The 23769-nt window shown below is 64.0% G+C and carries 21 protein-coding genes and 2 tRNA genes; 7 read left to right on the top strand and 16 right to left on the bottom strand.

The annotated features are described in order from the left end of the window. Window positions 1-150: 150 nt before the first annotated feature. On the bottom strand, window positions 151-1029 hold the full coding sequence (locus AMYHA_RS28340; RefSeq protein ID WP_407919867.1) for an LppA family lipoprotein: 879 nt from the start codon (window positions 1027-1029) through the stop codon (window positions 151-153). Between AMYHA_RS28340 and AMYHA_RS28345 the strand changes: the two genes are divergently transcribed. Both AMYHA_RS28345 and AMYHA_RS26775 read left to right on the top strand, forming a co-directional pair. Beyond that, window positions 961-1242, top strand: coding sequence for an HAD hydrolase-like protein (locus AMYHA_RS28345; RefSeq protein WP_051399479.1), 282 nt, complete (start codon window positions 961-963; stop codon window positions 1240-1242). The two genes, AMYHA_RS28340 and AMYHA_RS28345, sit on opposite strands and share 69 nt — an antisense overlap. A gap of 101 nt (window positions 1243-1343) precedes the next feature. After that, window positions 1344-1886 (top strand): hypothetical protein, encoded by a 543-nt coding sequence (locus AMYHA_RS26775; protein ID WP_157361755.1) that lies wholly within the window; start codon window positions 1344-1346, stop codon window positions 1884-1886. A 690-nt stretch (window positions 1887-2576) separates the two neighbouring features. On the opposite strand, the gene AMYHA_RS02910 is transcribed toward AMYHA_RS26775, so the two are convergent. Then, on the bottom strand, window positions 2577-5843 hold the full coding sequence (locus AMYHA_RS02910; RefSeq protein WP_051399480.1) for an NACHT domain-containing protein: 3267 nt from the start codon (window positions 5841-5843) through the stop codon (window positions 2577-2579). Between the two features lie 665 nt (window positions 5844-6508). Here AMYHA_RS02910 and tcmP point away from each other — a divergent pair. Next, complete coding sequence (tcmP, locus tag AMYHA_RS26205) at window positions 6509-7765, top strand: three-Cys-motif partner protein TcmP (protein WP_084036755.1); 1257 nt, start codon at window positions 6509-6511, stop codon at window positions 7763-7765. Here tcmP and AMYHA_RS02920 read toward each other — a convergent pair. The 3 genes from AMYHA_RS02920 to AMYHA_RS02930 all read right to left on the bottom strand — a co-directional run bounded on the left by AMYHA_RS02920 (window position 7719) and on the right by AMYHA_RS02930 (window position 10384). Continuing rightward, complete coding sequence (locus AMYHA_RS02920) at window positions 7719-8495, bottom strand: DUF5131 family protein (RefSeq protein ID WP_034267708.1); 777 nt, start codon at window positions 8493-8495, stop codon at window positions 7719-7721. The genes tcmP and AMYHA_RS02920 overlap by 47 nt on opposite strands. A 699-nt stretch (window positions 8496-9194) precedes the next feature. Further along, window positions 9195-9404, bottom strand: a complete 210-nt coding sequence (locus tag AMYHA_RS02925) for a hypothetical protein (protein WP_034267711.1) — start codon at window positions 9402-9404, stop codon at window positions 9195-9197. A 278-nt stretch (window positions 9405-9682) separates the two neighbouring features. Beyond that, window positions 9683-10384 carry a hypothetical protein gene (locus AMYHA_RS02930; RefSeq protein WP_196776824.1) on the bottom strand — a complete coding sequence of 234 codons (702 nt, stop codon included), beginning with the start codon at window positions 10382-10384 and terminating at the stop codon, window positions 9683-9685. 374 nt (window positions 10385-10758) lie between these two features. Between AMYHA_RS02930 and AMYHA_RS02935 the strand changes: the two genes are divergently transcribed. Continuing rightward, entirely contained in the window at window positions 10759-11190 is a 432-nt protein-coding gene (locus tag AMYHA_RS02935; protein ID WP_034267714.1) for a hypothetical protein, read from the top strand. A gap of 7 nt (window positions 11191-11197) precedes the next feature. On the opposite strand, the gene AMYHA_RS02940 is transcribed toward AMYHA_RS02935, so the two are convergent. Next, window positions 11198-11575 (bottom strand): hypothetical protein, encoded by a 378-nt coding sequence (locus AMYHA_RS02940; RefSeq protein WP_034267718.1) that lies wholly within the window; start codon window positions 11573-11575, stop codon window positions 11198-11200. A gap of 549 nt (window positions 11576-12124) precedes the next feature. On the opposite strand from AMYHA_RS02940, the gene AMYHA_RS26215 reads away from it, so the two are divergent. Then, window positions 12125-12319 (top strand): HAD hydrolase-like protein, encoded by a 195-nt coding sequence (locus AMYHA_RS26215; protein ID WP_084036759.1) that lies wholly within the window; start codon window positions 12125-12127, stop codon window positions 12317-12319. 83 nt (window positions 12320-12402) lie between these two features. Here the strand turns inward: AMYHA_RS26215 and AMYHA_RS26780 are convergent, their stop codons facing one another. The 5 genes from AMYHA_RS26780 to AMYHA_RS02960 form a co-directional block, all read right to left on the bottom strand. Beyond that, window positions 12403-13008: a hypothetical protein gene (locus AMYHA_RS26780; protein ID WP_157361757.1), complete on the bottom strand. Its 606-nt coding sequence runs from the start codon at window positions 13006-13008 to the stop codon at window positions 12403-12405. Next, entirely contained in the window at window positions 12938-13579 is a 642-nt protein-coding gene (locus AMYHA_RS26785) for a hypothetical protein (protein ID WP_157361759.1), read from the bottom strand. Before AMYHA_RS26785 ends, AMYHA_RS26780 begins: the two co-directional genes overlap by 71 nt. 18 nt (window positions 13580-13597) lie before the next feature. Further along, window positions 13598-14269 carry a tyrosine-type recombinase/integrase gene (locus tag AMYHA_RS02950; RefSeq protein ID WP_169732892.1) on the bottom strand — a complete coding sequence of 224 codons (672 nt, stop codon included), beginning with the start codon at window positions 14267-14269 and terminating at the stop codon, window positions 13598-13600. An 87-nt stretch (window positions 14270-14356) separates the two neighbouring features. After that, window positions 14357-14429 (bottom strand) — tRNA-Ala (locus tag AMYHA_RS02955). A 29-nt stretch (window positions 14430-14458) separates the two neighbouring features. Continuing rightward, window positions 14459-14647, bottom strand: coding sequence for a DLW-39 family protein (locus tag AMYHA_RS02960; protein WP_034267723.1), 189 nt, complete (start codon window positions 14645-14647; stop codon window positions 14459-14461). A gap of 330 nt (window positions 14648-14977) precedes the next feature. Between AMYHA_RS02960 and idi the strand changes: the two genes are divergently transcribed. Next, complete coding sequence (idi, locus tag AMYHA_RS02965) at window positions 14978-15562, top strand: isopentenyl-diphosphate Delta-isomerase (RefSeq protein ID WP_034267725.1); 585 nt, start codon at window positions 14978-14980, stop codon at window positions 15560-15562. A gap of 14 nt (window positions 15563-15576) precedes the next feature. Here idi and AMYHA_RS02970 read toward each other — a convergent pair whose 3' ends face one another. Then, a complete protein-coding gene (locus tag AMYHA_RS02970) occupies window positions 15577-16845 on the bottom strand; it encodes an MFS transporter (RefSeq protein ID WP_051399483.1) in 1269 nt (422 codons plus the stop codon). Window positions 16846-16920: 75 nt separating this feature from the next. On the opposite strand from AMYHA_RS02970, the gene AMYHA_RS02975 reads away from it, so the two are divergent. Further along, complete coding sequence (locus AMYHA_RS02975) at window positions 16921-17490, top strand: winged helix-turn-helix domain-containing protein (protein ID WP_051399484.1); 570 nt, start codon at window positions 16921-16923, stop codon at window positions 17488-17490. 18 nt (window positions 17491-17508) lie between these two features. Here the strand turns inward: AMYHA_RS02975 and AMYHA_RS02980 are convergent, their stop codons facing one another. From AMYHA_RS02980 to gyrA, 4 genes are all read right to left on the bottom strand, one after another. Next, window positions 17509-18711, bottom strand: coding sequence for an MFS transporter (locus AMYHA_RS02980; protein ID WP_051399485.1), 1203 nt, complete (start codon window positions 18709-18711; stop codon window positions 17509-17511). Between the two features lie 185 nt (window positions 18712-18896). Beyond that, a tRNA-Ile gene (locus tag AMYHA_RS02985) sits at window positions 18897-18970 on the bottom strand. A 94-nt stretch (window positions 18971-19064) separates the two neighbouring features. Continuing rightward, a complete protein-coding gene (locus AMYHA_RS02990; RefSeq protein ID WP_169732893.1) occupies window positions 19065-19823 on the bottom strand; it encodes a DUF3566 domain-containing protein in 759 nt (252 codons plus the stop codon). Between the two features lie 42 nt (window positions 19824-19865). After that, complete coding sequence (gene gyrA, locus AMYHA_RS02995; RefSeq protein WP_034267730.1) at window positions 19866-23648, bottom strand: intein-containing DNA gyrase subunit A; 3783 nt, start codon at window positions 23646-23648, stop codon at window positions 19866-19868. Between the last annotated feature and the right edge of the window lie 121 nt (window positions 23649-23769).

Raw genomic sequence — 23769 nt, forward strand, 5'->3', positions numbered from 1 at the left:
CCTCCCCGGCCAGCTACAGATCAATCCACCGCGCGGTCACGCTGCGTCTTGTCACAATGCCGCAGTCAACCCATTCGAGTTAACCATTTAACATTGGACATCACTCAGCACGTCGACATAGTGGTCCATCGTCATGCGGCGCGGCAAACGTTACTTCGCCAGAGTGAAAAATTCCAAATAGTGCAAAGCTGGCGTGAGATATCGCACGCAGACGCGCCTGCGGCCGTAAGCCAGCTCGGCGGATCCAGCGATGGGCGACCACCGCTGGACGCTCCGCCAGAGGCTGCGGAAGCGACGCGATCTAGTAGTCGTACTTCCGGGGTCGGGTGTACCGCGTCGGTGAGCGTCGCGGCTGAGGTGGCAACCAGTCGAAAGACTGAGGATGGTGTTCTTGGCGGTACCGACGATGAGCTCGGCACCGTAGCGGTCATAGATGGCGACCTCGTGGTCCCCTCGTCGGTCGGCGACCGTTTTCGGTTCGCCGAACCCATGTTTGCTGGTGGATGTCGGTGACGAGGTCGACGGCACGGGGCCAATCGGCGTCGGAAATACTGGCGGGCGAATGACCGGAGGTGTACCGACGGACGTTGCCATCCAGTACAGCTGACAATTCGCCGGGGCACCCCGACCGACTGATGGGTTCTTCCTTGTCGAGGATGAACGGCGCACCCTGCGCCGCACCGGCCGAGGCTGCAGCGGCGAGTGTGGTCGCGCCGTCGTCACCGGATAACCCATGAGCCCGCGCCCGCTCCTCGGCCTCCTCGACAGCGTGCCGCAGCCCGATAATGGCGTCAGCCGCGCTGCCGATCGCTGAGCGGGCCGCCGACACCGAAGTGACGCTCTCCTCCATCCGATATGCTCACGAACCGTGGGCAATCTGTGGGCAATCTGTCGTGATCGTGAGCAACAACTCGGTCGAGGCTGTTCGCTCCTATCTCGATTCCCACGATCTCGCACAGCGTGTGCGACCTGTTCGCACGAATCGACACGGATCCCGCTCTGCTCAAGGCAAACCCGTACCTGCTCCATCGCGCAATGGAGCGGCTGATCACAACACCGGACCAGTGCGTCAGGATCGGTGACTCGGTCGCCGACATTCAGGCTGCACACGCAGCAGGAGTAGCCGCAATCGCTTACGCCAACAAATCTGAGAAGAGCCCGCGCCTTGTCGAACGCGGCCCCGCCGCAGTCGTTGACTGCCTGCTAACTACCGCGATGGCACCCGCCCCCTCGGACGAGTAGTAGTCCAGAGGATGGAATTCAGATCAAGGACAGTAATGGTTGAGCACTGACTATCGACCTATCGGACTAACAGTACAAACAGGTCCGATAAGGGGGTCAGCATGAGCGAGCAACCATACCCATCCTCTCCGCTATCGCCGGAGCCGTCGCAAAAGCCACGTCGCCGGTGGCCATGGATCACAGGCGGCGTTTTCGCAGCTGTAGTCGTAATCGCCGCAGCGATGTTTGCAGGAGCACAACTGTTCGGCGGGGCTCAAATAGAACCCCGTAGCGGTGCGACGTCAACGAACAATGCCGTAGAACCGTCTACCGCTACGGCAGCCGAGGCCACAACCGAACCGATCGAGTTCACACCCGAGATGTTTACGTTGAAAGTCAAGATCCTGTCGAGAGACTGCTACGGCAGCGCTGGGTGCCTTGTCGATTACCGCGTCGTACCTACTTACCTTGGCGACAGTAGTGATCTTGAAGGCGTGAATCTTGAGATGACCTACGAGGTGACGGGCGCCACCGGTGGCTCCGACATCGGCACCGTGACATTTGAGAACGGAGAGTACGACGTATACGACGTCGAAGGAGACGCTGACACCGCTTCGGCGAAGTCAAAGTTGAAGGCTAGGGTGACAGAACTCGAGTGGTACTGACCGGGGAGCTTTCTCTAGTCGGTCACGCTATTTGGTCCGTGGCCGCTGTATTCGGCTACCGAGGATCTCGGCCGCTCGGCGATCAGACTCAGCCACCCACGCGGCATAGACGCGAAGCGTGGTGACACCGCAAGCGAGTCAAGGCCCGCTCAGCCTCACGCTCGTCCGTTGTCGACTCGGACAGATACATCCGCTGCCCGGTGAGCGGATCCACACCCGCATAGACGTTGACTTGGAGCGAGCTACCTCGCCGCCGGATGGGTCCTCGCGGTCGTCGCTTGCGCTTCGTCACTCGTACAGCGATACGCCCGCAGTCATCCTGATTGACATTGATCAACTTCGCGGGCGATGCTGCGGACGTGTCCGCGGATCACATGTTGTGGAGCCGAGGGGAATCGAACCCCTGACCTCTGCCTTGCAAAAGCGACGCGATGACTCGGCGGGTGCGGATGCTGCAGGTCAGCACACCCCTTCGCGTGCTTCTACTGGCCTAATTGCATTAACCCGATGGATGTTCGCACCCACTGTGAGTCCCAGTCAGTCCACTGTGGATGGACAAAGGCTCACGCCCTTGACGCCGTCGGGCATAGTCGGGCGCGTACTCCAACATTGCCGCAGTTGATCGACTGCGTGGCCCGCCCCGAGCCATGCTGGCGGCATCGATTCAAGGTGAGGCCCCCGCGATGGTGCCTACAACTGCTTGACAATGTGGCCCCGGCGCCGGACCGCGTCTAGGCCGCTGACGTCGGCCCCATGCGGCAGGTGGATTCGCGCCGTTCTCGGCAACTGCGCAAGGGGCGTGAGGTCGAGGCCATCCGGGCCTTCGCTAAGGCTCAGCGACTCCAATCGGGGGAGGTTGGACAGCGGGCGCAGGTCGGTGACGGGAGTTCCTTTGAGAGAGACCCTGCGGAGGCTCAGAAGGCTGGCGAGGACCGAGATGTCTCGGACATGGCACCAGAGTAGCGACAGCATCTTGAGCCGTTGGGCAATCGATAGCTCGGCGAGGTCGATCTCCACGTCGGTGAGAACCAGCTGTCGCAACTGGGGCAGGACAGGGCGCAAACCTGCTAGCCCGTCGAAAAGGGGAGCCCTGAGTACGACGATCTCAAGAGCCGGAAGAGATGTGACCACCGGTGTCGGGTCCGTGGTGCTGTCGTGTAGGACCAACGACTTAAGGAGATTCAGCCGCTGGATGGGCGTCAGATCGACGCTGCCAACCCCTCGAAGGGCAAGCCATTCCAGCGTGCCGACCTCGGCGATCGGATCTAGCGATCCTTGCCCGCTTGACAGCTGGAGGCCCATTGTTTCGAGGCCGAGTCCAGACAGCTCGCCGAGGACCGGTTGCACACCTTCGCCCCAGACCCAAAGTTCTCGTAGTTCCTCATGTTGAGTCACCGGTGTCAGGTCGACCGGGCGCACGGTGGCGCAGCGGAGGTGGACGAGGTGACGTGCCTCATCTAGAAACGACAGGTCGGCGGGTTGGTCATCCAAGTCGATGTCCAGCTCCGACAAGTGTTGCAGATCTTGGGTGAACCGAACGTGCCGGCTTTGCCTGACCGTGATGGCGCCACCGTCCAGCGGCGCGTCGGCAAGTACCTCGTTGGCATAGGTCTCCGGGTCGAAGTAGCGCCAGGCGTCGGCGAGGGCGCATTGCACCTCTGGTCGGGGGTCTCTGGCGTAGCCGGTCAGCAGGCGTAGGGCCTGCTGACCGTTGACAAATGCTGCGGTCTGCACGCAGGCCGCAGCCTGGGCAGCGGTCAAGTCGTCGAGGGACGTGGGCAGCTTGCGCAGGACGCCAGCGCCGCACCGGGCCAGGGAGCGCGTCTCTCGGCTGCTACGCGGCGGGAGCACCGCGTCAAGGCCGTCGTCGATGCGTTCGCTGACCGCGCGATCGACCTTCTCTGCGGTCTCGCGGCAGGCGACGGCGAGCAAGCGCAGCGACCGGGTGTGGCGGCTTGGTGTGCGGTCGGGGGTGGTGCGATTCAGGATACCGGTGAGCAAGTCAGCACACTCTTTACGTGAGGCGTGCCCGGCTGCCATCACGATTGTTTCTCGCCACTGGTCGAGATGTGCGTGTGCCACCAGAACGCCGATGTCCTGCTCATCTATCGCTTCTCGAGCGGCCAGGTACTCCTGGAATGACCGGTGCACGAAATCCACCCGATCTTCGGCTGGCGCCTGAATGATCCCGCTGCGCTCGATAAGAAAGGCGATGGCTTCCTGGGGCTCGACGCCAGCGCCGAGCTGCTCAAGCGTCCGGCGGCAGCGCTCGACCGCTTCAGCCCGAGAGGCCTCAACCCGGCCGTTGCGCGTGAGCCACCACGCCAAGTCACGTAGGACAGCGAGTTTGTCTTTCAGCGGCAGTTCGAGGGCGTGGGGTACTCCTCGTTCGGTGTCTCGCCGGTCCACCAGCATGGTCACTGCCGTTTCGTACAAGGCCATCCGGTCTTGTGGTAGCTGCTGGCGCCGGTTGAGGTTGACCGCACACAGCAGCGCACACAGCAAAGGCGTCGTTGCCAACCTCCGTAGGTGTGGTCCGGAGTCCAGGTGCCGCAGCATGGCGCTCTCGTAACCGTCGAGGTCATCAGGGTCGCAGGGTACGGCTGCCGGGTTCGCATGGGCAGCCTCACGGATCGCGTCGTGCCAGCGGTGGATGAACTCGGTAACTTCGCTAGGCCCCATTCGTTCCAACAGAACAGGATTGAACCCCAGATCAGCCAGCCACGTCTTGCGGGCGGCCGCGGGCCGGGACGTCACCACGATCGGCAGCTCGGGATAGCGACTGACCAGATCTTCCAGCCAGCTCCGCACCTTCCGGCGCCGCGCCGGTGCGAGCTCGTCAACGCCATCGACGAGCATTAGGGCCCGGTCGGCAAGCTCGCGGTGGACCCAACCTTTTGGCATCAGGTCGGCGTCCATGTCGGCGACGCCGTGTACGAAGTGTTCGGGCCGGGGTAGCGCGCCTTCGGCATGCTCGCGCAGCCGGATAAGGAAGGGCACCCGCCCGTTCCATTCGATTAGCGGGCCGGTGAAGCTGCCGCGCGCACTGTGCACGCCGAGCCACTGCAGCAGCGTGGTCTTGCCGGACCCTGCCTCACCGAGCAACAGCGTGCGCGGATGTGCAGCCAGGGCATCCTCGGCGCGTAGCCCGCCACGTTCACGCTGGCCGCCGCGATCGGTGAACCAGCGTTCATCCAGCGCTCGGCGGTCGTAGCCGGCGTCAGAAGTAACGGTGAGACTGAGATAGCCCACCGACACGCGGGTGCGCGGATTGTGCTGATGATCGACGCCGAGCAGGTGTAGGTGATCGAGCCGATTACTGACGGCATTCAGATAGCGGTCGCGGAACTCCGCGTCGCGCTCGGTTCCATCTGGGGCGGTCAAGCTGGTTCTTGGCAATCGGCGCAACACCTCGCTGACGTCATCAGATAGTCGCGCCAGTCGCTGTAGTTGCTCAGCGGTAGCGCGCGGAGTGAACTCTGGTAGTTGCCCCACGATATGGACGACGGCGACACAGCACTGGTCGAGTACGCGGTCATACAGACTCTGCGCGCCGACGCTGAGCAAGGTTGTCGAACTCGTGCGTGGTATACGGGCACGAATCGCTATGGCGAGCTTGCGGGCATCGGCGTCAGCGGCGAACAGTGCCTTGTCGGACAGGTCCGTCACCTGGAGTACTTCGACCACTGCGGCCAGCGCGGCCGCGCGTTCGTTCTCGGGGACCTCTCGGAACTCCTGCTCGTATAGCGGCTCCAGTTTGTCAGCGACCTGGTCGACGATGTCCTCGAGTTGGCGGGCGAGCTTTCGGCGGGTGCGGATGTCACTGATCGACAGCTCGAGCAGGTCGGTCAACTCGGCGTTGCGAGCGTGTTCGGCTCGACGTAAGTCGAACCACCTGTGCACGACGTGCTTGACGACTTCGCTGCCAACTTTGAGCGCCTGCACGTGAAGATCCACTGTTCCCCTCTCGGTCTCGAGTCTAAGCGCACCTAGCTCGGTGGCCTGCAATGCAGATGCTCACGTAGCGATGGCTAATTATGTTTGGCTGGCAGGGCGGGTCGACAACGATCGTCAGAAGGTAGGTCGGCAGCTTGGGCCTCGGCGTCGGGGCTGGTTGTCCGATCGTCTCGACACGCACACCCTTAACGTCGTTGTGAGCCAGATGTGTGTTTCGGCTTCAGCCAACGCGCACTCACGTCGTTCATCGTGTCCTCCTCCTGGAACCTGATCACGGTTCATCAGACGGGAAGCCATCCGGGTCACAGTCGTGCCTTCGCGGCCCGATTAGCGGGCGATGCAAAGGGGCGGGTACCCGTAGAGCGCTCCGCATCCAGCAGGTCAGGCTGCATGCGCACGTGCTTTGATTGGCATCTGTGCACGGTCTAGCGAGCCTTCGCAGTCAACGCAACCACGACCGCAGCTTGATTGCATAGATTGGTTCATGCGGAGGTTCGCAGTCACCATGACTGTCACCTGGTCCGACTGCAGATGACGCATCTCAACAGCCGTACAGCCGACAGACCAGTCTGCTCTCACTCAGTTAGCAGTCGCGTACCAGTTGTAGTTCCTGCCAGCATCTTCTGCGCGTCAAGAACGACGCCGAGGCACTGAGGGCGGGCACTATGACGGCACACGAGGTGTTCTTTCAGCGCAGGCAAGCGGCCGCTGTGTTGAAGCACGGGATCCTGTCTAGATATCCCCGAGTCTTCGCCACGCTGACTGGATCAACCAGCGTCGGCGGGCGTGTCGTCTATCTCGACGGATACGCGGGACCGGGCCGATATGAACCTGATCAGGGACAAGACATTGGTGCGCCAGGGTCTCCGCTACTGGCTGTAGAAACTGCCGCAAAGGTTGCTCAGTGGGCGCGAGAAGTCTGCTGTGTCTTCGTTGAAAAGGACCCTACGTATGCCGACAACCTTCGTCGAGTACTCGGTGACGAGGCGCCGGCAACGTTGAACTATCACGTGTTGGAAGGGAGTCTAGAGGACCGGCTTGGGGAAGCACTTGCGCTAGCGGGAGAGTCACCACTGCTCACGTTGCTCGACCCGTTCGGTACGGCGTTGCCGTATGGCCAAATGCTGAATGGGCTCTTTCGTCGAGGTGACGATCTCAAGACCGAAGTCCTGCTGAACCTCAATCTAGAGTCGGTCTGGCGAATCGGTGGACTGTTGACGGGCGCGGAGACCGACCCTGAACAAACCACAGCCGGCAGATCCGCCACACTTCAACGAATCGACAGGTTCCTCGGCGGCGACTGGTGGCGGGCCACGTTCCGTGAAGCACGCGAGTCGGGTGATGCGGGGTCTGCGGCCGAAGCAGCGCAACAAGTTGCGACCGAATTCTGTAAGCGGGTCGAGGCCGACTCGGGCTTCAAGTCGTTCCCGGTGCCCATACGGCGGCGTCCAGATCACCACCCACTGTTCCTCATGATCCTCTTCTACCGGCATCCGGCGGCACCGTACATGTTTAACGACTCGGCTTCGGGAGCCAACAAGGACTGGCGTGAGCACTTTCGTCAGGCCGACCTTGCCGAAGAGCTTGCAAAGCAAGAGCTACAGCCGGACCTGTTCGGCGCCGAATTCGCGATCGAGGTGTCGGACAACGATGCCCGCCGGATTGAGGGGGAGTTCGATGAAACCTGGACGGCCATCATCGCCTCGAACATCCGTGATCGGCTCACAGAGAGTCCCATCATCCCAGTGGAGACGCGATTTAGTGACTTGTACGGCCCAACGCTTGGGCTGGCTCGTGAGAAGCACTTACGCGCGGCATGGGACCGCGTTGCCGATGACGGACTGGCCGAACCACGCAACAGACAGGAGAAGAGACTCAGACGGCAGTCGATTGTTCGACGCCAACAGGACCGAGCGCCGTAGTTGGCATCTCGTCCCATGTCCGCCCATCGAGATCGCGGCCGCCCGCCTTAGGTGTCCGTCCTCCCCACTGCTTGTGGAAGAACGGAACCTGCTCCCGGACGCACTTGTCGCGGATCTCCCGGACCCACGCCGGGTTCACGGGTCGCGCGTCAGGCCCGGACTCCCCGCCTGTGATGACCCATCCGATCCCTTCTAGTTCTAGGTCGGAAAGCGGGCCAAGCAGTGGTTCGCACGACAGGAACCGGACCGCGGCAGGCACCTGACGCAACTCGTCGACTCGGTGCAGTCTCGCTGAGTCCTCGACACTGACTCCCATCCACAAATTGGCTGGCCAGTCCAGCGTCTCAGCAAGCCGCCGAGCACGTCTCGCTCGCTTGGTCAGTACCTGGTAGGTGTGCTGCGGAGTGTCGGCCATGACCTGAAAGACGTCGCGCACAAAGCTCACCGGAACCTGAGCGTGAAACAGGTCGCTCATCGAATTGACGAACACGACACGCGGATTGCGCCACCGGTACGGCTGCAGCAGGGCTGCTTCGTGCAATGCCACGCCGAATCCTGGGCCGGAGGTGCGCACGTCACCATCGGTCTGATACTTCGCCGAACCCATGGCCTTAAGCCTCTTGGCCAACGTCAGTGCATAGCAGTGATCGCAGCCCGGCGACACTCGGTCGCACCCCGTAGTCGGATTCCACGTCGTCTCTGTCCACTCAATGGACGATCGATCACTCATAGCACCTACCTTCCATGTACACGTTACGGGATATCCGTAACGTGTATCCAGTAAGATTCGTAGCGTGTCGGAAGATGCGACCGAACGGCTGCGCATGCTGTCGCAGGCAGCATTTGGACAGCGTTACAGGCTTGAACTCATGCTCGCCGTGGCAAGCGCCGAGGATGGCCTCGTATGCCTGACCGACCTTGCTCGCTCACTTGACGTATCAGCGAGTAACCTCCAGCAGCCCCTTAAGTCTCTAGTTGCTACAGGGCTTCTGACCGCGCTCCCGACTGGAGACTCTCGACGCAAGTTCTACCTACGTAACCAGAGTGCTGCATGGGCGTGGGCACATGAACTCGCAACGATGTGCAGCATTGCCCCGGACGACACTAAACGGGCATCTGGCAAGGAGCAAGAGGGGGCTCAGTAGTCCGCCGCTCCGCCCGGGCAGCTTCGCTCGCAGCTATGGTTAGACCACTTCCCTTGGCTAAGTGGCGGACGTCGTGCGCTGACCCGCTCCTGTTTCGCTCTCGCAGGGCCGACGCATAGGCTCGCGGGCGGACGGGCCAGCTATCCCCTGGCCCGTCCGCCTCTCGGTTCAGTGGCCGCACCTGACACAGACCACCTTCCGGTCGGTTTGTCGTAGCGCTTGTAGCAGCCTTCCGGGCAGGGTGCTCCGGTCGGTGCGTCGCTTCTGGGGTTGTGCATTGCTGTTCACCTCCCTTCTGCCACTTGGTCTGACTCGGCGACGGCGAGGCCGTCGAGGAGGTGTTCGAGACGGGTGGCGGCGTCGAGCAGGCCGAGGCCGTACTCGGTCGTCACGGTCTCGCCTTCGTCCTTGGTCGTACGGGGCGCTGACGTGCGCAGCGACCAGATGAAGCCGAGCAGGACGTCGGCGCACGGTGTGCTTGCGTGCTTCACCATTGACGAGCGGTTGCAGGTGGTCGCGGTCCCACTCGTCGCGGGCTTGCTCCTCGCCACTGTCGGTCGGTGCGTGGTGCTGGCTGCTACGCCAGCCGCAACTGCACGCGGCTACAAAAACGACGTGCGCATCTGAGGGGTAGCGCGCGGACCATTCACCGTTGCTGAACTCGCCGCTGGGCATGAGCCGGTCTGCGTAGCCCTCGTGCCGGTGGTAGCCGATCGCGTCGGCGTACGGGCCACAGTAGATGGCTCCCATGAGCTTGCTTCCTCTCTCGGGTCTATTGCTGTTCGGGTTCGAAGTTGGTGCCGCAGATGCCGCAGGTGATGGGGCCGGCGTCGCGGACGCTGGTGGCGACGCGGATGCGGCGGCCGCACTGACACACGCAGGGCGGCGGGTTGCTCGTCTTGGTCGTTCCGCTGTCGGTGTTCTCGCGGCGGCGGTAGAGCCGTAGGGCCTCGCTAAGCACCTCGACGGTGTGGGCGTAGTCGTTGCGGGTCGTGTCGGGCAGGTCGGTGGGTGACCAGCCGATGCGCGGGTCCTTGGTGACGGTGATGCCGACTTCTTCGGCGACGGCTTTGAACTTGGTGTTGTGGTAGCGGCCTTGCCTGCTGGTGTCTTTGATGCCGCGCGTGTGGGCGAGGGCGTGCGCTGCTTCGTGCAGCAGGGTGGCGAGCACTCCGGCCGGGCCGCGTTGGAGGCCTTCGCCGCCGATGAACACTTCGGCGAGCTGGTCGCTGCCGTCGGTGTCGGTGTGCCAGCGCATGGCGGCGAAGTGTCCAAGGGTGAGGGCGCCGGAGCGGGAGCCGATGGACCCGGCGCCGAGCACGATCACAGCGGGTGGCAGCTCGGGGTGGCGTTCGCGGATGTCGGCCCAGGCCTGTTCGAGTGCGTCGACCATGGGTGTGCTGATCCGCGTTGACACGTCCGCGTCAACCGGTGATTCGGTGTCCTGCTGGTGGCGGGTGATCGTCGAAACCATGTGCTCTGCCTCCCGTGTTCTTCGCGGCCCGATCAGCGGGCAACGGCCCCTCGGGGCCTCGCCCTTATCCGGCGCCGGGCACGGCCCCCAGAGGCTCGCGGGCAAGTGGTTCCGGTGTCGGCCGTGCGGGTGGGATCGCCGGAGGCGACCGAGCGCAGCGAGGCTTGTCTCACCCGCACGGCTGTGCACCGGGTTCATTGCCCGTGAGTAGGGGGTCGTGCTAAGCCGGGCCGCGAAGCGGTCGAACACTGCGCCGACCGCAGGGAGGCACCGGTTCCCGACCGGCAGGTCGGGTCCGTTTCCGCGCGAAGCGCGGGCCTCAGCGGCATGGTGGTGGCCTGAAACTGTCGGTGCCCCGTGTGACCATCAGGCCTATGGAGGTTTCGGCCACCGACGTCGCGAGGATTCCCGCGGGCAACATCCGGGTGCCGCGGCAAGAGTTCGCGGCCGTGTGGCGCGAGGCCGAGTACCGCAACGAAGCGCTGGGGGCGCGGGGCGAGAGCGACTGGTTCAATGCTGGTGTGTGCGTGACGTGCCGCTGGCTCGCCGCCACAGACGTCCGGCCAACGGACGGGCGCTGGTATCTCGCCCCGTCGCCGATCACCCGGCGAACGGCACGTGCCTACGAAGAACTGATCGTGGCCGAGCACTACGAGGCCGAGAAGCTCGCGCTGCGCAGGCCCGTCCCGGCGTGGTTGCAGCGGCGTCCGGGGTGGGTCGAGGGCATCCTCGCCACGCTCAACTGGGCATGGCGACGCAACGGCCAGCCACCCATCGACGTGTCGTACCGGGCCGCGGCGCAGTAACGACGGCTCAGTCATCGATGGCCGCCATTTCCAGCGCGGGTGAGCGCTCGGCCTCGTAGGCGACGTCGACTTCTTGTGCTTCGACGGTGCGCCACCGTTCGATGCGTTCCGCGCGGGCCTGGTACTCGGCCTGGCGCGCCTCGAGCTCCTGCCGCGCGCGCATTTCGGCGAGAGCGCGCTGCGCCTGTTCGACGGATTCGGCGGTCTCGCCGGCCGAGGGCACCCGTATGTCGTCGTCCTGCTCGCGGACGGGCTCGTCGGCGGCGACCTCGCGAATGTCCGGCACGGCGGTCTCGGCAGCGTCGGCATGGGCCTCGGGCTCGGCGTGACGAATGTCGTCGTTGCGCTGCTCGGCGACGTCGGCGAGCTCCGCCTCGTCGGTCACGTGGCGGTGCGGGTCTTCGGCGCGATGGTGCTCATCGTGAACGGCGAGCCATTCCTCGGCGTAGTTGGCCCTCGCTCAGTTCGAGTTCGTCGCGGTCGGCTTCGGGGCGGCCGAGTGCACACCAGGCGGCTCGCCAGGATGCGTAGGCCTCGACCTGGCCGGCCTTCGGTGCGGGGCCGAGCGGGGTCGTGTCGTCGTCGTGGCCGGTGAGCTCGCGGTGCGCGGCGACGGTCGCGGCGCGCTCGATCCACGCGTCTCGCTCGGTGTCTGTGGTAGGTACGGGGCCGAGCGACTCGATGGCCCATTGGGGCGGCTGGTCGGCGAGTTGCTCGCCGAGGTCTCTCCGGCGGGTGTCGGCAGCGGTGGTGAGCTGGTCGAGGTAGGCGCGCCACTCCGGGTTGTCGACGCGGGGTGTCCAGTCGGCGTAGCTGGTGCCGACAGGGTCGAGCGAGGTCTCGCTGGTGATGCGGTGGTGGATGACGTTGGTCAGCTCCGGGCACCGTCGAGCGGGCGGTATGCGACGGCGTCGGAAAGCACCTGCTGGGGGTCATGCCCGGCGAGTTCGGCGCGGCACCGGCGGACTGCGTCATGGTCGGCGACTCTGTGGCGGACATCGCGGCCGCTCGTGCAGTCGTCGTACCCGCTATCGCCTATGCCAACAAGCCCCACAAGCGGGGTCGACTCCAAACACAGTCACCTGCCGCAATTGTCGCCCACCTTGCCGGACTAACGACTGCCGTGTAAGAGCACTGTTCCGTATTCGGTGGACACACAGAAGCAATTCATGCTCACTCTATGGTCACACGCATCACGCAGATGAACTGAAGTCACGCACGCGGCATACGGAATCTCGCAAACTTCTGTAGTTCCTGTATTAGTTCGCGGGCGATAGGTTCAGCTTCGCGTCGCGTCGAGCCTGATTCATCACTCACGAGCGTGGTAATACGCTGTAGCAGCAGCTCGTCCCATTTGGCGCGAAAACCAGAAGCGTTGATTTCAACCAGCATCTTTGGCCGGTTGACATCGTGAAGTATCCGATCTCCGGGCTTTCCTGCCTGCAAATATACCGCACCTGCCGCTAGGGCGCATTCCACGAGAATGGCTTGGTGCTCGATACTGAAGCGTACAATGACCCGCTTCTCTATCGGCCGCGCGAAGTCGAGTACAAGGAGGACGTCGTCGGATTGACCCTCACTACCCGCCCACTGGCTGACTACATCACCTGGCGGAAGATGCTGCTGCGCGCGGACTATCTCCGCAATATCCGGCCGTTTCGTCGTGTCCAGAATGAGTACTGGTATATTGACACCTTCCGCAACTCTCCCCGATATTCCGCCATCACCAACGACCTCGACTATGTCGTCAATTCGAAATGTCGTTTTCCTGACCTTGGTCTTCGCTTTCGGCGCCTTCGGCTTCCTTGGACGCTTCACAATCCTCGATCTCCTCCAATACCCACGGATGGACACTCTCTAAAGGGCCTCGGCTATCCCGAACTACCGCCTCATATCGTTCGACGGTAACGCCCTCGAGCAACGCATGACTTAGACCGAAAACCAGCCACCCGTCAACCGCGCCGTTAGCAGGCAGCGAAATCGGTAGATCGAATTCCTCGATCCCTTTTGGAAAGCATGTACCCATCGGGTCATGTGGTATCTTCGCAACAACGTTAGCACCATCGGACGTAGAATATGTCACATGAAGATCTGCTTGTACGATAGCCCCGTCTCGATCCGTCGGATTAACGGCCAGAACGCGTGCCCCGATCCATCGTTGTTTAGAATTGACAGGGCACCAGGAAACTGCTTTGACAAGGCTTACATCGAGCCGGGCGACGCGACGTCTTTCCTGTTCCTTCGAAAGTTTCAATGACTGGCGTGCTGTTCTCGAACTGAATAGTGCGACAATAAATGATCCAGCGGCAATAGCAACCGAGATATAGGTCGCCCAAATCTGCCACTCAGCGGGCACTTCTGCTGATAGCTGCAACACTGTTCGGACCACCAACACATCATGCCCTGGCTACCGGCCGAGAGCCTGATCACCGGGTGGCGAGGCAGGTCGTTTCATCCGGCCACCCGCCGCCGCCAGTGCACCGCTGATGATGAAGTGAATCTTCGAGATGGTGGACGCCTTGAGGGGCTCGCACAGGTGTGGCTGGCACTCGATGACCTTGCAGCCCGAAGCTTCGCAGTCATGCTCGGGATACCCACCCTCCGGCGGCCGGCCTGGCGGCCTCTTGTGCCTGACCTCTCGGCACTCGTGCGGACCATCAACCCGATGCTCTATGGCCGGCTTCCCGTCGCATCGCGCACGGCACTGTCGCAGCTCGGCATAGAGCTCCTCCAATAGCCGTGCCGAGATCTTCGCTACCGGCTCGGCTCCAAGCGCAGGCTTGATGTACCTGCGGATGTAGGTTTCGTAAGTCTCACGGGTCGACTTTTCAATCTCGACGATCTTCAGCCACTCGGCGAGGGCGACGCGGAACGTCGCCCTCGTGGTGGCGTTGCGCTGCTCGTCGACTTGGGCGAGCAATCGCGTCAGTATCCGCTCGGCCACCCGCTCGTCAGTCGTTGACTCGCGCAGATAAAGCCGCTTACCGGTCAGCGGATCAGTGCCCGCGTAGACCTTCACGCGCAGCGACTTCCCCCTGCGCTCGATCGCTCCGCAGCGCCGTATTCGTGGGGACCCCATGACCATCAAGTGTACCCGCACCCATTGTGGGTCCCATTGATCAACTTCGCGAGCAAGACCGCAGACGTTTCCGCAGGTCACATGGTGTGGAGCCGAGGGGAATCGAACCCCTGACCTCTGCCTTGCAAAAGCAGCGCTCTACCAATTGAGCTACGGCCCCTCGCCGCGAGCGGTTCGCTCGCGGATGGATCAGTTCTGGCCGGACGCCCCCTGCGTGCTCTTCGCCGGAGTCGAGCCGTTCGTGCTAGCCGAACCAAGCGGAGTCTCGGACGGGGCGGTCGCCTCACGCCAGAGGTCCGCCTCGGACTTCGCGTCCTTATTCCGCTTCAGCACGAAGAGCACGCCTGCGATACCAGCCAGCACCAGCAGCTTCTTCATGACCGCTTCGCCTCCTCCGCACTACGCCGAACTTGCCCGATGCTACCGCCTGGCGCTGCGGATGTGTCGCGCACCCCACCCAACGCCAATGCTTCACGTGAAACACGCCGGTTTGGCCAGCAGCCGCGAAATCCGCGTCGTGCGGCTACTACTCGACCTGTGTGTCCCACGATATGTGTTCCCTCGCGACCACCCGGTATGTTGGTCTGTTCGAGTCACTTCCCGAGTCCGCTCGGCTAACCCACGGGGGTCGCACGTGCGCATCAACGAAGTCACCGGCCACCACTCGGCGGCTGGTCGGCGCGCCGACCTGAACGGCCGAGGCTGACGATGGAAGAAGTCGTACTCGTCGACGACAACGGCAACCGAGTCGGCACGGCTGACAAGGCCACGGTCCACCACCAGGAGACACCGCTGCACCTGGCGTTCTCGGCGTACGTGTTCAACTCGCGGGGCGAGTTCCTCATCACCCGCCGCGCCGCGACCAAGAAGACCTGGCCACACGCGTGGACCAACAGCTGCTGTGGCCACCCGCTTCCGGACGAAGGACTGCCTGCTGCGGTCGCCCGACGACTCCAGGACGAACTCGGGCTGGCAAGTACCGCCATCGACCTTGTGCTCCCCACGTTCCGCTACCGCGCCGAGATGCCGAACGGCGTCGTCGAACACGAACTCTGCCCGGTCTTCCGGGTACGGGCCGACAACACGCCAGAGCCAGACCCCAGCGAGGTTTCAGACACCCTGTGGCTCCCGTGGGACGCATTCGTCTCCGGCGTCCTCAGCGGTGACCTCACGATCTCGCCCTGGTGCTACGAGCAGGTCGTCGCGCTGAGCAAGCTCGCCGACGATCCGCGGGACTGGAACGTCGCCAGCACCGCGGACCTACCGTCAGCGGCACGGCACACCGAGCGCTGACCCTCCGCCGCGACTCATGCGGCCTCGCGCTCGGCCGCGTCGATCCTGCCGTCGGTCGCGATCGCCATCCCACCAAGCATCGTGAGCACCACCAGCGCCGTGATCGCGAACGTCGTCTGCAGCCCGAATAGCTGCGCCAGGAGCCCACCAGCGAGGGCTCCGAGCGGTCTGGTTCCCCAAGCGACGAGCCGGTAGCCGCTGTTGACACGTCCGAGTAGTCGGTTGGGTGTGATTCGCTGCCGCAACGACACCACGATCACGTTCCAGGCGACGATGCCGATACCTCCGATGAAGAACCCAGCACCGATCACGAAGGGGTTCGCTGTCGCGGCCGGGATGCCGACGAGCATTGCGCCACAGAGGATAGAAAACGCGAGCGCCCGGGCACGGCCGAGCACTCGGCCGATCCATTCAGCGACGAATGAACCGAACAGGCTTCCCCCGGCGATGGTCGCCAACAGCATGCCGAAGGCCTGCTCAGACAACCTCATCGCGGAACTCTCCCCGACCGCGTACAGGACGAAAACGGCCAACGTCGCACTGGTCGCGAGGTTGAACAGGCCGGTCATGACGGCGAACGTCCGCAACAGCTGGTGACGCCCAAGGAAACGTAGCCCTTCTGCGATGTCGGTGCGCATGGTCGTGCGTTGGGATCGCTCGATCCGGAACGAGCCGCGCACGAACACCAGCGCGACCACCGCGACACCCCACAGCGCTGCTGGGGCCGAGAGGGCAATCGCCACGCCTGTCGCCACCAAGAAACCGGCCAGGGGTGGACCGACGAAGTCGTTGGCGGTCAACTCGGCCGCATACAGACGCCCGTTGGCGCGCGGGAGCAGGTCCGGGCGCACAACCTGCGGCAGGATCGATTGGGCCGACGTGTCATACATCGTCTCGGCGATGCCCAGGCCAAGTGCGGCGGCATACAGAACCCATATCGAGCCGACGTCGACAAGAGCGACGAGCCCCAGCACAGCGATGAGCAACGCCCGGACGCCGTTCGCTCCCAGCATCGCCCTGCGCCGATCGAGCCGGTCGGCAAGTGCGCCCGCGGGCAACGCGAAGAAAAGCCACGGCAACGTCACGGCGGCGGTCAGCCCGGCGATCAGCGTAGGAGACCGCGTGAACTGTATGGCCACCAGGGGCAGCGCGATCTTGATGATCCCATCGGCGAGGTTGGACAAGCCGGACGACACCCACAGCCGCCAGTAGTTGGTTCCCAATGCCCGTCCTGGCCGGGGCGCGATCTGAGTACTCCCGGACGCGAAACCGTCATCCGCCATGATTCGAGGAAAACACATCGATGGAGAAAACTCCATCGATATGAAGTATCAATCCGTCCGTATTACTCTGCGGGCATGGATGATCGGGACACGGAGCAGCTGCCGACGAACTCTGCACCTGAGCTACGGAATCGCCGTGAGGTAACGGCGGACGAGGCCAAGGCCCTGGGGCATCCGCTGCGTCTACGGATCCTGCGGCTCTGCCGACAGCACGAACTGACGAACAAGCAATTGGCTGACCGGCTGGGTCGTGACCCGGGGACAGTGCTTTATCACGTTCGGCACCTCGTCGACGTGGGCTTCTTGGAGCAAGCGCCCGTACGAAGCGGCGACAGCGGCGCCCTGGAAAAGCCGTATCGGACAGCGACCGATACCTGGGGGTTGTCCGTTCCACCGGCGACCACGGAGCCCGAAGGCGCGATTGCCCCTATCCAGGCCTTTCAAGACGAACTGCGTGAGGCAGGTTCGAACTCCGTCCAGACCTACGCGCGGTTCATGCTGCACCTCTCGCCCGACGACATCGCCGAGCTGGATCGCCGAATCTGCGCGGTTCTTGACGAATACGTCGAGACCGAGGAAGCCCGCCGCGACCAACCCGTGTACGGGGGCATCTTCGTCCTGCACCGACTCGCCGACGAGGACTGACGCACTGGCTTCGTGACGCTACGTCTCAACGCCCGTTTCGGCACATCGCTCTGCGCGTACGACGCTGCGGTCGGACGCACCGGTCGGTCGAAAGCGATCAAGCAGCCATAGCAGAACGCCGCACAACACTGACGCCGCCGCGATCAGTTGCAGCACCGCGGGAAGCCCGAGGGCAGGCACGAACGCCCCCACCGCCGCAGGTGCGACGATCGAGCTGATGGCCCCGACCACCAGCGCTACGGTGAAGCCGTCACCGGGCCGGTCCGCGACAGCCTCGGCGGTCCAGATCGCGAGCACCGCCGAGCCGACCATATACGCAGCTCCGAAGAGCAGGGCGGACACCAGCACCATGGTCAGCGAGGCCCGTCCGAGGGCCAGCAGAGCGAGGGACCCGCCGACCACGACGAGGCACGCCGCGCCCGCCCTCGCCGGTCCGATCACGCCAGTGACGGTGCCCGTGCGCAGCCCTAGAAGCCCGCCGATGCCGATCACCGCGATCAGGGTCGCACCTGCGGCAGCCGCGAGCCCGCCGCTGCGGGCCGCATCGCTGGCGTAGGTGAAGTAGATGGTGCACGCCGCGAAGTAGACAACGGCGTAGGCCAGCGGTCTCACCATGCTGCGGCGCAGTGGCGGACGCGGGGTGGCGGGCCCGCCAGCTCGCGGGCGCAGGCGTGGCACCGTGCGCAGGTTGATTACGGCGGCCACCGCCGCGGCGAGCGCGATGCCGGTCCAGGCAAGCCGCCAGGAGGTCAGCGTCGCGATCACGCCGAGCATCCCGAGCCCGAGCAGGCCGCCACTGGTACCGGTGGTGATCACCGCTAGCAGGGTCGGTCGGTGTCGGACCGGTACCATCGCCGCGACGATGTCGGAGTACGGCGCCCACACCCAGCCCGCGGAACTGCCCGCGAGCACCGCACCCGCTGCCAGCAGCCCCGGCGTCGGCGCTAACGCGACCGTCGCGGCTCCCGCCACCCCGCACAGGCCGCCGACGGTCGTCGGGGCCCGAGTGCCGAAGCGGGCGGCGACGTAGGGGACACACATGAGCCCGGCTAGATAGCCAGCGAAGGTGCCGCTGGCTATCAACCCGAGTAGCAACTCCGAGAGACCGAACTCCGCACGCACGTCAGGCAGCGTCAGGCCGTAGGCGTAGCGGGCCATGCCGAAGGCGACACCAACGACGGCGGCACCGCCAACACCGAGCCGTACCGTCGAAGAGTCCACACCACTACGTTCTCATTACGGACGACCTGATCGGCATACGATCGGCTGGGGTGAGACAGACCGCACTGGAGCCTGATTCACGATGGCGACACCTCCAGCTCATCTCAAGTCGTTATCGGTGCCACACACCTCCCCAAACACAAAACGCCGCCCTGACCGTGCTGGTCAGGGCGGCGTTGTGGGGGTGGGCCTACCAGGACTTGAACCTGGGACCTCTTCGTTATCAGCGAAGCGCTCTAACCGCCTGAGCTATAGGCCCTTACAACGTCGATAAGACTACCGCATGGCCTCGGCGGTCAAGGAAACCACCCCGGGGCGTTCAGGACCACCGCCATGCGCTGCTATTACACGCGCTACTCCCGCTCGGACAACGTCACCTCGAGCCCGCCTGCCAGGTCGGCCGAGACGTTGTAGATGAACGCACACACCGTCGCCAGCGCCGACATCAGCACGATATTGATCATGCCGATGATGGCCGCTACGCCGAAGACGTTGCCCGCGCTGATGAGCGGATCGGACACCACATCGTCGCCCTCGCCGGACACCAGTGAGGTGTAGGTGCCGTTGAGCTTGTCCCACACTCCCATGCCGTCGAGCACGATGTAGAGCAATCCGACCGCGACCAGCCACACCAGGAACAGCGCGACACCGAGCACCAGGGACAGCTTCAGCACCGACCACGGGTCGATCCGCTTGATCTGCAGGCTCGCGCGCCGAGGACCTCGACCCGGTCTGCGCAACGCGGACGGCGCCGTTCGAGTGGTTGTGTCCGCCCCAGCCGCACCCACGTTGCCCTGCCCCTTCATGCCAGTGGAGTTCCCATAATGCTGCTGTCCAGTGACGGGGTTGCCGAACATCCCCTTGGCGGCGGTACCAGTCACAACGGGCAGATCACCAGTATGCGACATCGGCTCGTCGACACCGTGATCACCCGCGTCCGCGTCGTCCTCGGACCGCGCAGGAAAATAGGCGGTGTCCGCGTCAGGTGAAACCTCCGCCGTCTCCTTTGCCACCCGCTGCCACGGCGGCGCCTGGTGCACCTCGCCGTTTGGTTCCTGGTCGATACCGCGTTCCGCGCCGTCGACCTGCCTGCCATCTTCGGGTGGTGCCATAACGTCGTCCCTCGCTCACTTACGGCGCGATCGGCGCCGCTGTCACTCCGCAGTTTCCGAGTTCGTCGACTCCGGCTCCGACTCCGCTTCTTCACCGACATCGTTGGGCTCATCGGCGTTACGCGCAACCGCGAGCAACGTGGTGCCCTCGTCCAGGTTCATCAACCGCACGCCCTTGGTCTGCCTGCCGGCCTTCCGAACCTGGTCCGAACCGGTCCTGATCACACCGCCGGTCGATGTGATGGCATAGAGCTCGTCGTCAGTGTTGACGATGAGCGCTCCGACCAGCCTGCCACGACGATTGTCGTACTGGAGTGTGAGCACACCCTTGCCGCCCCTGCCCTGGACCGGGTAATCCTCGATCGCGGTCCGTTTCGCGTAGCCACCCGTGGTCGCGACCAGCAGGAAAGTGCCTTCCTGCACGACGTCCATCGCGAGCAGTTCATCCCCTTCATTGAACCGCATACCAAGGACACCGGATGTCGCCCTGCCCATCGGGCGCAGCACGTCGTCGGACGCGTGGAACCGGATCGACTGGCCATCGGCCGAGACCAGCAAAAGGTCGTCGTCACCCGATGCCAGCACCGCTCCGACGAGTTCATCGCCATCGCGCAGGTTGATGCCGATCAGTCCGCCGCTGCGGTTGGAGTCGAAGTCGCTCAGCCGCGACTTCTTCACCAGCCCGGCCTTGGTCGCCAGCACCAGGTACGGCGCGACCTCGTAGTCGGCGATCTGGATGATCTGCGCGATCTCCTCATCAGGCTGGAACGCGAGCAGGTTCGCGACGTGCTGCCCACGCGCGTTTCGGCTCGCCTCGGGCAGTTCGTAGGCCTTAGCCCGGTACACCCGGCCCTTGTTGGTGAAGAACAGGATCCAGTCGTGCGTGGAACACACGAAGAAGTGCTGCACGATGTCGTCCTGCTTCAACGTCGCGCCCTGCACGCCCTTGCCGCCACGCTTCTGCGAGCGGTACAGATCAGTCTTGGTGCGCTTCGCGTACCCGGTCCGGGTAATGGTGACGACGACGTCCTCAACCGCGATCAGATCCTCGACCGAGACATCGCCGTCATACGGGATGATCTGCGTGCGCCGGTCGTCGCCACGCTTGTCGACGATCGCCTTCAGCTCATCCTTGATGATCTGCCGCTGCCGCTCCGGACGCTCGAGAATGTCCTTGAGGTCGGCGATCTCGCGCTCGATCTCGGCCAGTTCGTCGATGATCTTCTGATGTTCCAGCGCGGCCAGCTTGCGCAGCTGCATGTCCAGGATCGCGGTGGCCTGCACCTCGTCGACGTCGAGCAGCTCCATCAGGCCGGTGCGCGCCTGGTCGGCCGTCGGCGACCGGCGGATCAGCGCGATGACCTCGTCGAGCATGTCCAGCGCCTTGACGAGCCCGCGCAGGATGTGCGCCCGCTCTTCCTTCTTGCGCAGCCGGTAGCGGGTGCGCCGGACGACGACCTCGACCTGGTGGTGGACGTAGTGCCTGATGATCTGATCGAGCCGTAGCGTGCGGGGCACGCCATCGACGATCGACAGCATGTTCACACCGAAGTTGTGCTGCAGCTGGGTGTGCTTGTAGAGGTTGTTCAGCACGACCTTGGCGACCGCGTCCCGCTTCAGCGTGATCACGATGCGCATGCCGCTGCGGCTGTTGGTCTCGTCTGCGATGTCGGCGATGCCGGTCAGCTTGCCGTCGCGGACGAGCACCGCGATGTTCTCGATCAAGTTGTCCGGGTTGACCTGGTACGGCAGCTCGGACACGACCAGAATCGTGCGACCCTTCGCATCCTCCTCGACCTCGACCACCGCGCGCATCCGTACCGAGCCACGGCCGGTGCGGTAGGCCTCCTCGATGCCGTTCGTGCCGAGGATCAGCGCCTTGGTCGGAAAGTCTGGCCCCTTGATGCGCTGCAGCATCGCGGCCAGCGTCTCGTCGTCGCCGGCCTCCCAGTTGTCCAGCGCCCAGTAGACGCCTTCGGCGACCTCGCGCAGGTTGTGCGGCGGGATGTTGGTCGCCATACCGACAGCGATGCCGGAACCGCCGTTGACCAGCAGGTTCGGGATGCGCGCCGGCAGCACGTCGGGTTCGAGCGTCTTGCCGTCGTAGTTATCGGAGAAGTCGACCGTGTCTTCTTCGATGTCGGCCAGCATCTCCATGGCCAGCGGGGTCAGCCTGGCTTCGGTGTTGTGGCTGACGAACCCGTTAGTGATGAAGGCGTGGTCGTCGCTGTCGACTCGCAAGCTGTAGACCGGCTGGACTCCGGCGTCAGTCACCGAGGAGACCTCGGCGTAGTAGTAACGGCCGTCGACAAGTGGCTCGACGACGTCGAGCACGTCGGGGTTCGTAATGTGCTCGGTGATCTCGTCGCGGCGTGATTCCCAGCGCTCGATGCGATCGACGTTGTGCCTGCGCAGCCAGTCGCGCTCGGTCCACCGGGTCGCACCGTGCTCGCGGATGTAATCGGCGACGAACGGCACGTGATCCGAAGACTTCGAGGTCGACTCCGTCGGCAGGCCGTCGAGGATCGCGACGAGCTTCTGCTGCTTTGCGCTGTGGAAGCCGATCCTGGTTGCGAACAACCGGGCGTCACGGCGGTTGGTGATCACCAGCTTGCGCTCGCCGCTCTCGTACCGCACGAGCTTGGCGACGATGCCGAACTCAAGCAGCAGCTGGTGGACGTCTTGAGAGAGCTGCTCGCTGTAGGTCGAGTAGCTGATCTGCACCGAGTTCCGCGGCAGTGCCGAGCACGAGCCGTCACCTGTGAACAAGCCGACCAGGAAGGCCCGCTTGATGGTCTTACTCGCCGCCCATACGAAGTCCGGCACCCGCTTCTGTGCGCTGCGTTGGCCGATCAGTCCGCCGAGCACGCTGCGCCGCAACGCGGTCAGGTCATGAATGTCTAGTTCGTGGATCACCGAGCCGGATGCGATGCGCCGCGTCGACGTGTACCTCGGTCCGCCGACAACGCCGTCGTAGACGTCCACGATGTAACGGAAGAAGTCCTCATCGACGTTGTTGAAGCCAGCCCGGTCCTCCGAGACGAAGCCTTCTGCGACGAAGGCACCCGCGAGCAGGGCCTCCACCCAGCTGCGGACCTCCGTAACGGCCTCATCCGCCGCCTCGGTGCGCTGCATGACCACCCGGTCACCGGGTTCGATCTCCTCCAGCAGCTTCCACAGCAGCGTGGGCACACCGAGCACGTTCACCAGGCACAGCACCGGGTGGTTGTACGTGCCGGTCAGTTCGTACCCCTCGCGTGTGGTCAGCCGCAGCGTTGGGTGATCGCCGGAGTGGAACAGCGCGTCGGCGCGCACCGGGTCACCGTTACGCCCGACGACCTTGAGGTCGACGTCGTTGTCGCTGTTCGGTGCGGCATCGGGGACGATCTCGTCTATCCGGGCGGTCGCGCCATCGGCCAGCTTGACCCTGGCGTCACCGGTGACGCAGTACCGCATCGCGGCGGCCGGATCGTTGCCCGGTGAGCCGAAGTTGCCCTGGCCGTCGACGAGCCGGTACCGCATCGACCACGACTGCGCGAGCCGGACCAGCGCGTCGTAGATCGCCGAGTCGCCGTGCGGGTGGTAGTTACCCATGACGTCACCGACGACGCGCGAGCACTTGGTGTAGCTGCGGTCGGGACGCAGGCCGGTGTCGAACATCGAGTACAGCACCCTGCGGTGCACCGGCTTCAGACCGTCGCGCACATCGGGCAACGCACGAGACACGATCACGCTCATGGCGTAGTCGATGTAGGAGCGCTGCATCTCCTGCTGGATGTCGACCGGCTCGATGCGGCCGTGGTCCGGAGGCAGAGTTTCGGTCACTTCAGAACTTCCTTTCCGATGCCACTCGGACTGTCAGCGCCCCGTGCCTGTGCCACCGCAGGCGGGACATGACGAATGTCGAATCGCGGGTTGAGTCCGGTTCCGTCGCGGGTGACGTGCT

This window comes from Haloechinothrix halophila YIM 93223 (genome assembly GCF_000504245.1).
GTDB lineage: Bacteria > Actinomycetota > Actinomycetes > Mycobacteriales > Pseudonocardiaceae > Haloechinothrix_A > Haloechinothrix_A halophila.

Excerpts from the sequence above, each read along its gene's own strand:
- AMYHA_RS28340 (WP_407919867.1), bottom strand. The coding sequence starts at position 1,029 with ATGGAGCAGGTACGGGTTTGCCTTGAGCAGAGCGGGATCCGTGTCGAT.
- AMYHA_RS26775 (WP_157361755.1), top strand. The coding sequence starts at position 1,344 with ATGAGCGAGCAACCATACCCATCCTCTCCGCTATCGCCGGAGCCGTCG.
- tcmP (WP_084036755.1), top strand. The coding sequence starts at position 6,509 with ATGACGGCACACGAGGTGTTCTTTCAGCGCAGGCAAGCGGCCGCTGTG.
- AMYHA_RS02920 (WP_034267708.1), bottom strand. The coding sequence starts at position 8,495 with ATGAGTGATCGATCGTCCATTGAGTGGACAGAGACGACGTGGAATCCG.
- AMYHA_RS02925 (WP_034267711.1), bottom strand. The coding sequence starts at position 9,404 with ATGGTGAAGCACGCAAGCACACCGTGCGCCGACGTCCTGCTCGGCTTC.
- AMYHA_RS02930 (WP_196776824.1), bottom strand. The coding sequence starts at position 10,384 with ATGGTTTCGACGATCACCCGCCACCAGCAGGACACCGAATCACCGGTT.
- AMYHA_RS02935 (WP_034267714.1), top strand. The coding sequence starts at position 10,759 with ATGGAGGTTTCGGCCACCGACGTCGCGAGGATTCCCGCGGGCAACATC.
- AMYHA_RS26215 (WP_084036759.1), top strand. The coding sequence starts at position 12,125 with ATGCCCGGCGAGTTCGGCGCGGCACCGGCGGACTGCGTCATGGTCGGC.
- AMYHA_RS02950 (WP_169732892.1), bottom strand. The coding sequence starts at position 14,269 with ATGGGGTCCCCACGAATACGGCGCTGCGGAGCGATCGAGCGCAGGGGG.
- AMYHA_RS02960 (WP_034267723.1), bottom strand. The coding sequence starts at position 14,647 with ATGAAGAAGCTGCTGGTGCTGGCTGGTATCGCAGGCGTGCTCTTCGTG.
- idi (WP_034267725.1), top strand. The coding sequence starts at position 14,978 with ATGGAAGAAGTCGTACTCGTCGACGACAACGGCAACCGAGTCGGCACG.
- AMYHA_RS02970 (WP_051399483.1), bottom strand. The coding sequence starts at position 16,845 with ATGGCGGATGACGGTTTCGCGTCCGGGAGTACTCAGATCGCGCCCCGG.
- AMYHA_RS02975 (WP_051399484.1), top strand. The coding sequence starts at position 16,921 with ATGGATGATCGGGACACGGAGCAGCTGCCGACGAACTCTGCACCTGAG.
- AMYHA_RS02990 (WP_169732893.1), bottom strand. The coding sequence starts at position 19,823 with ATGGCACCACCCGAAGATGGCAGGCAGGTCGACGGCGCGGAACGCGGT.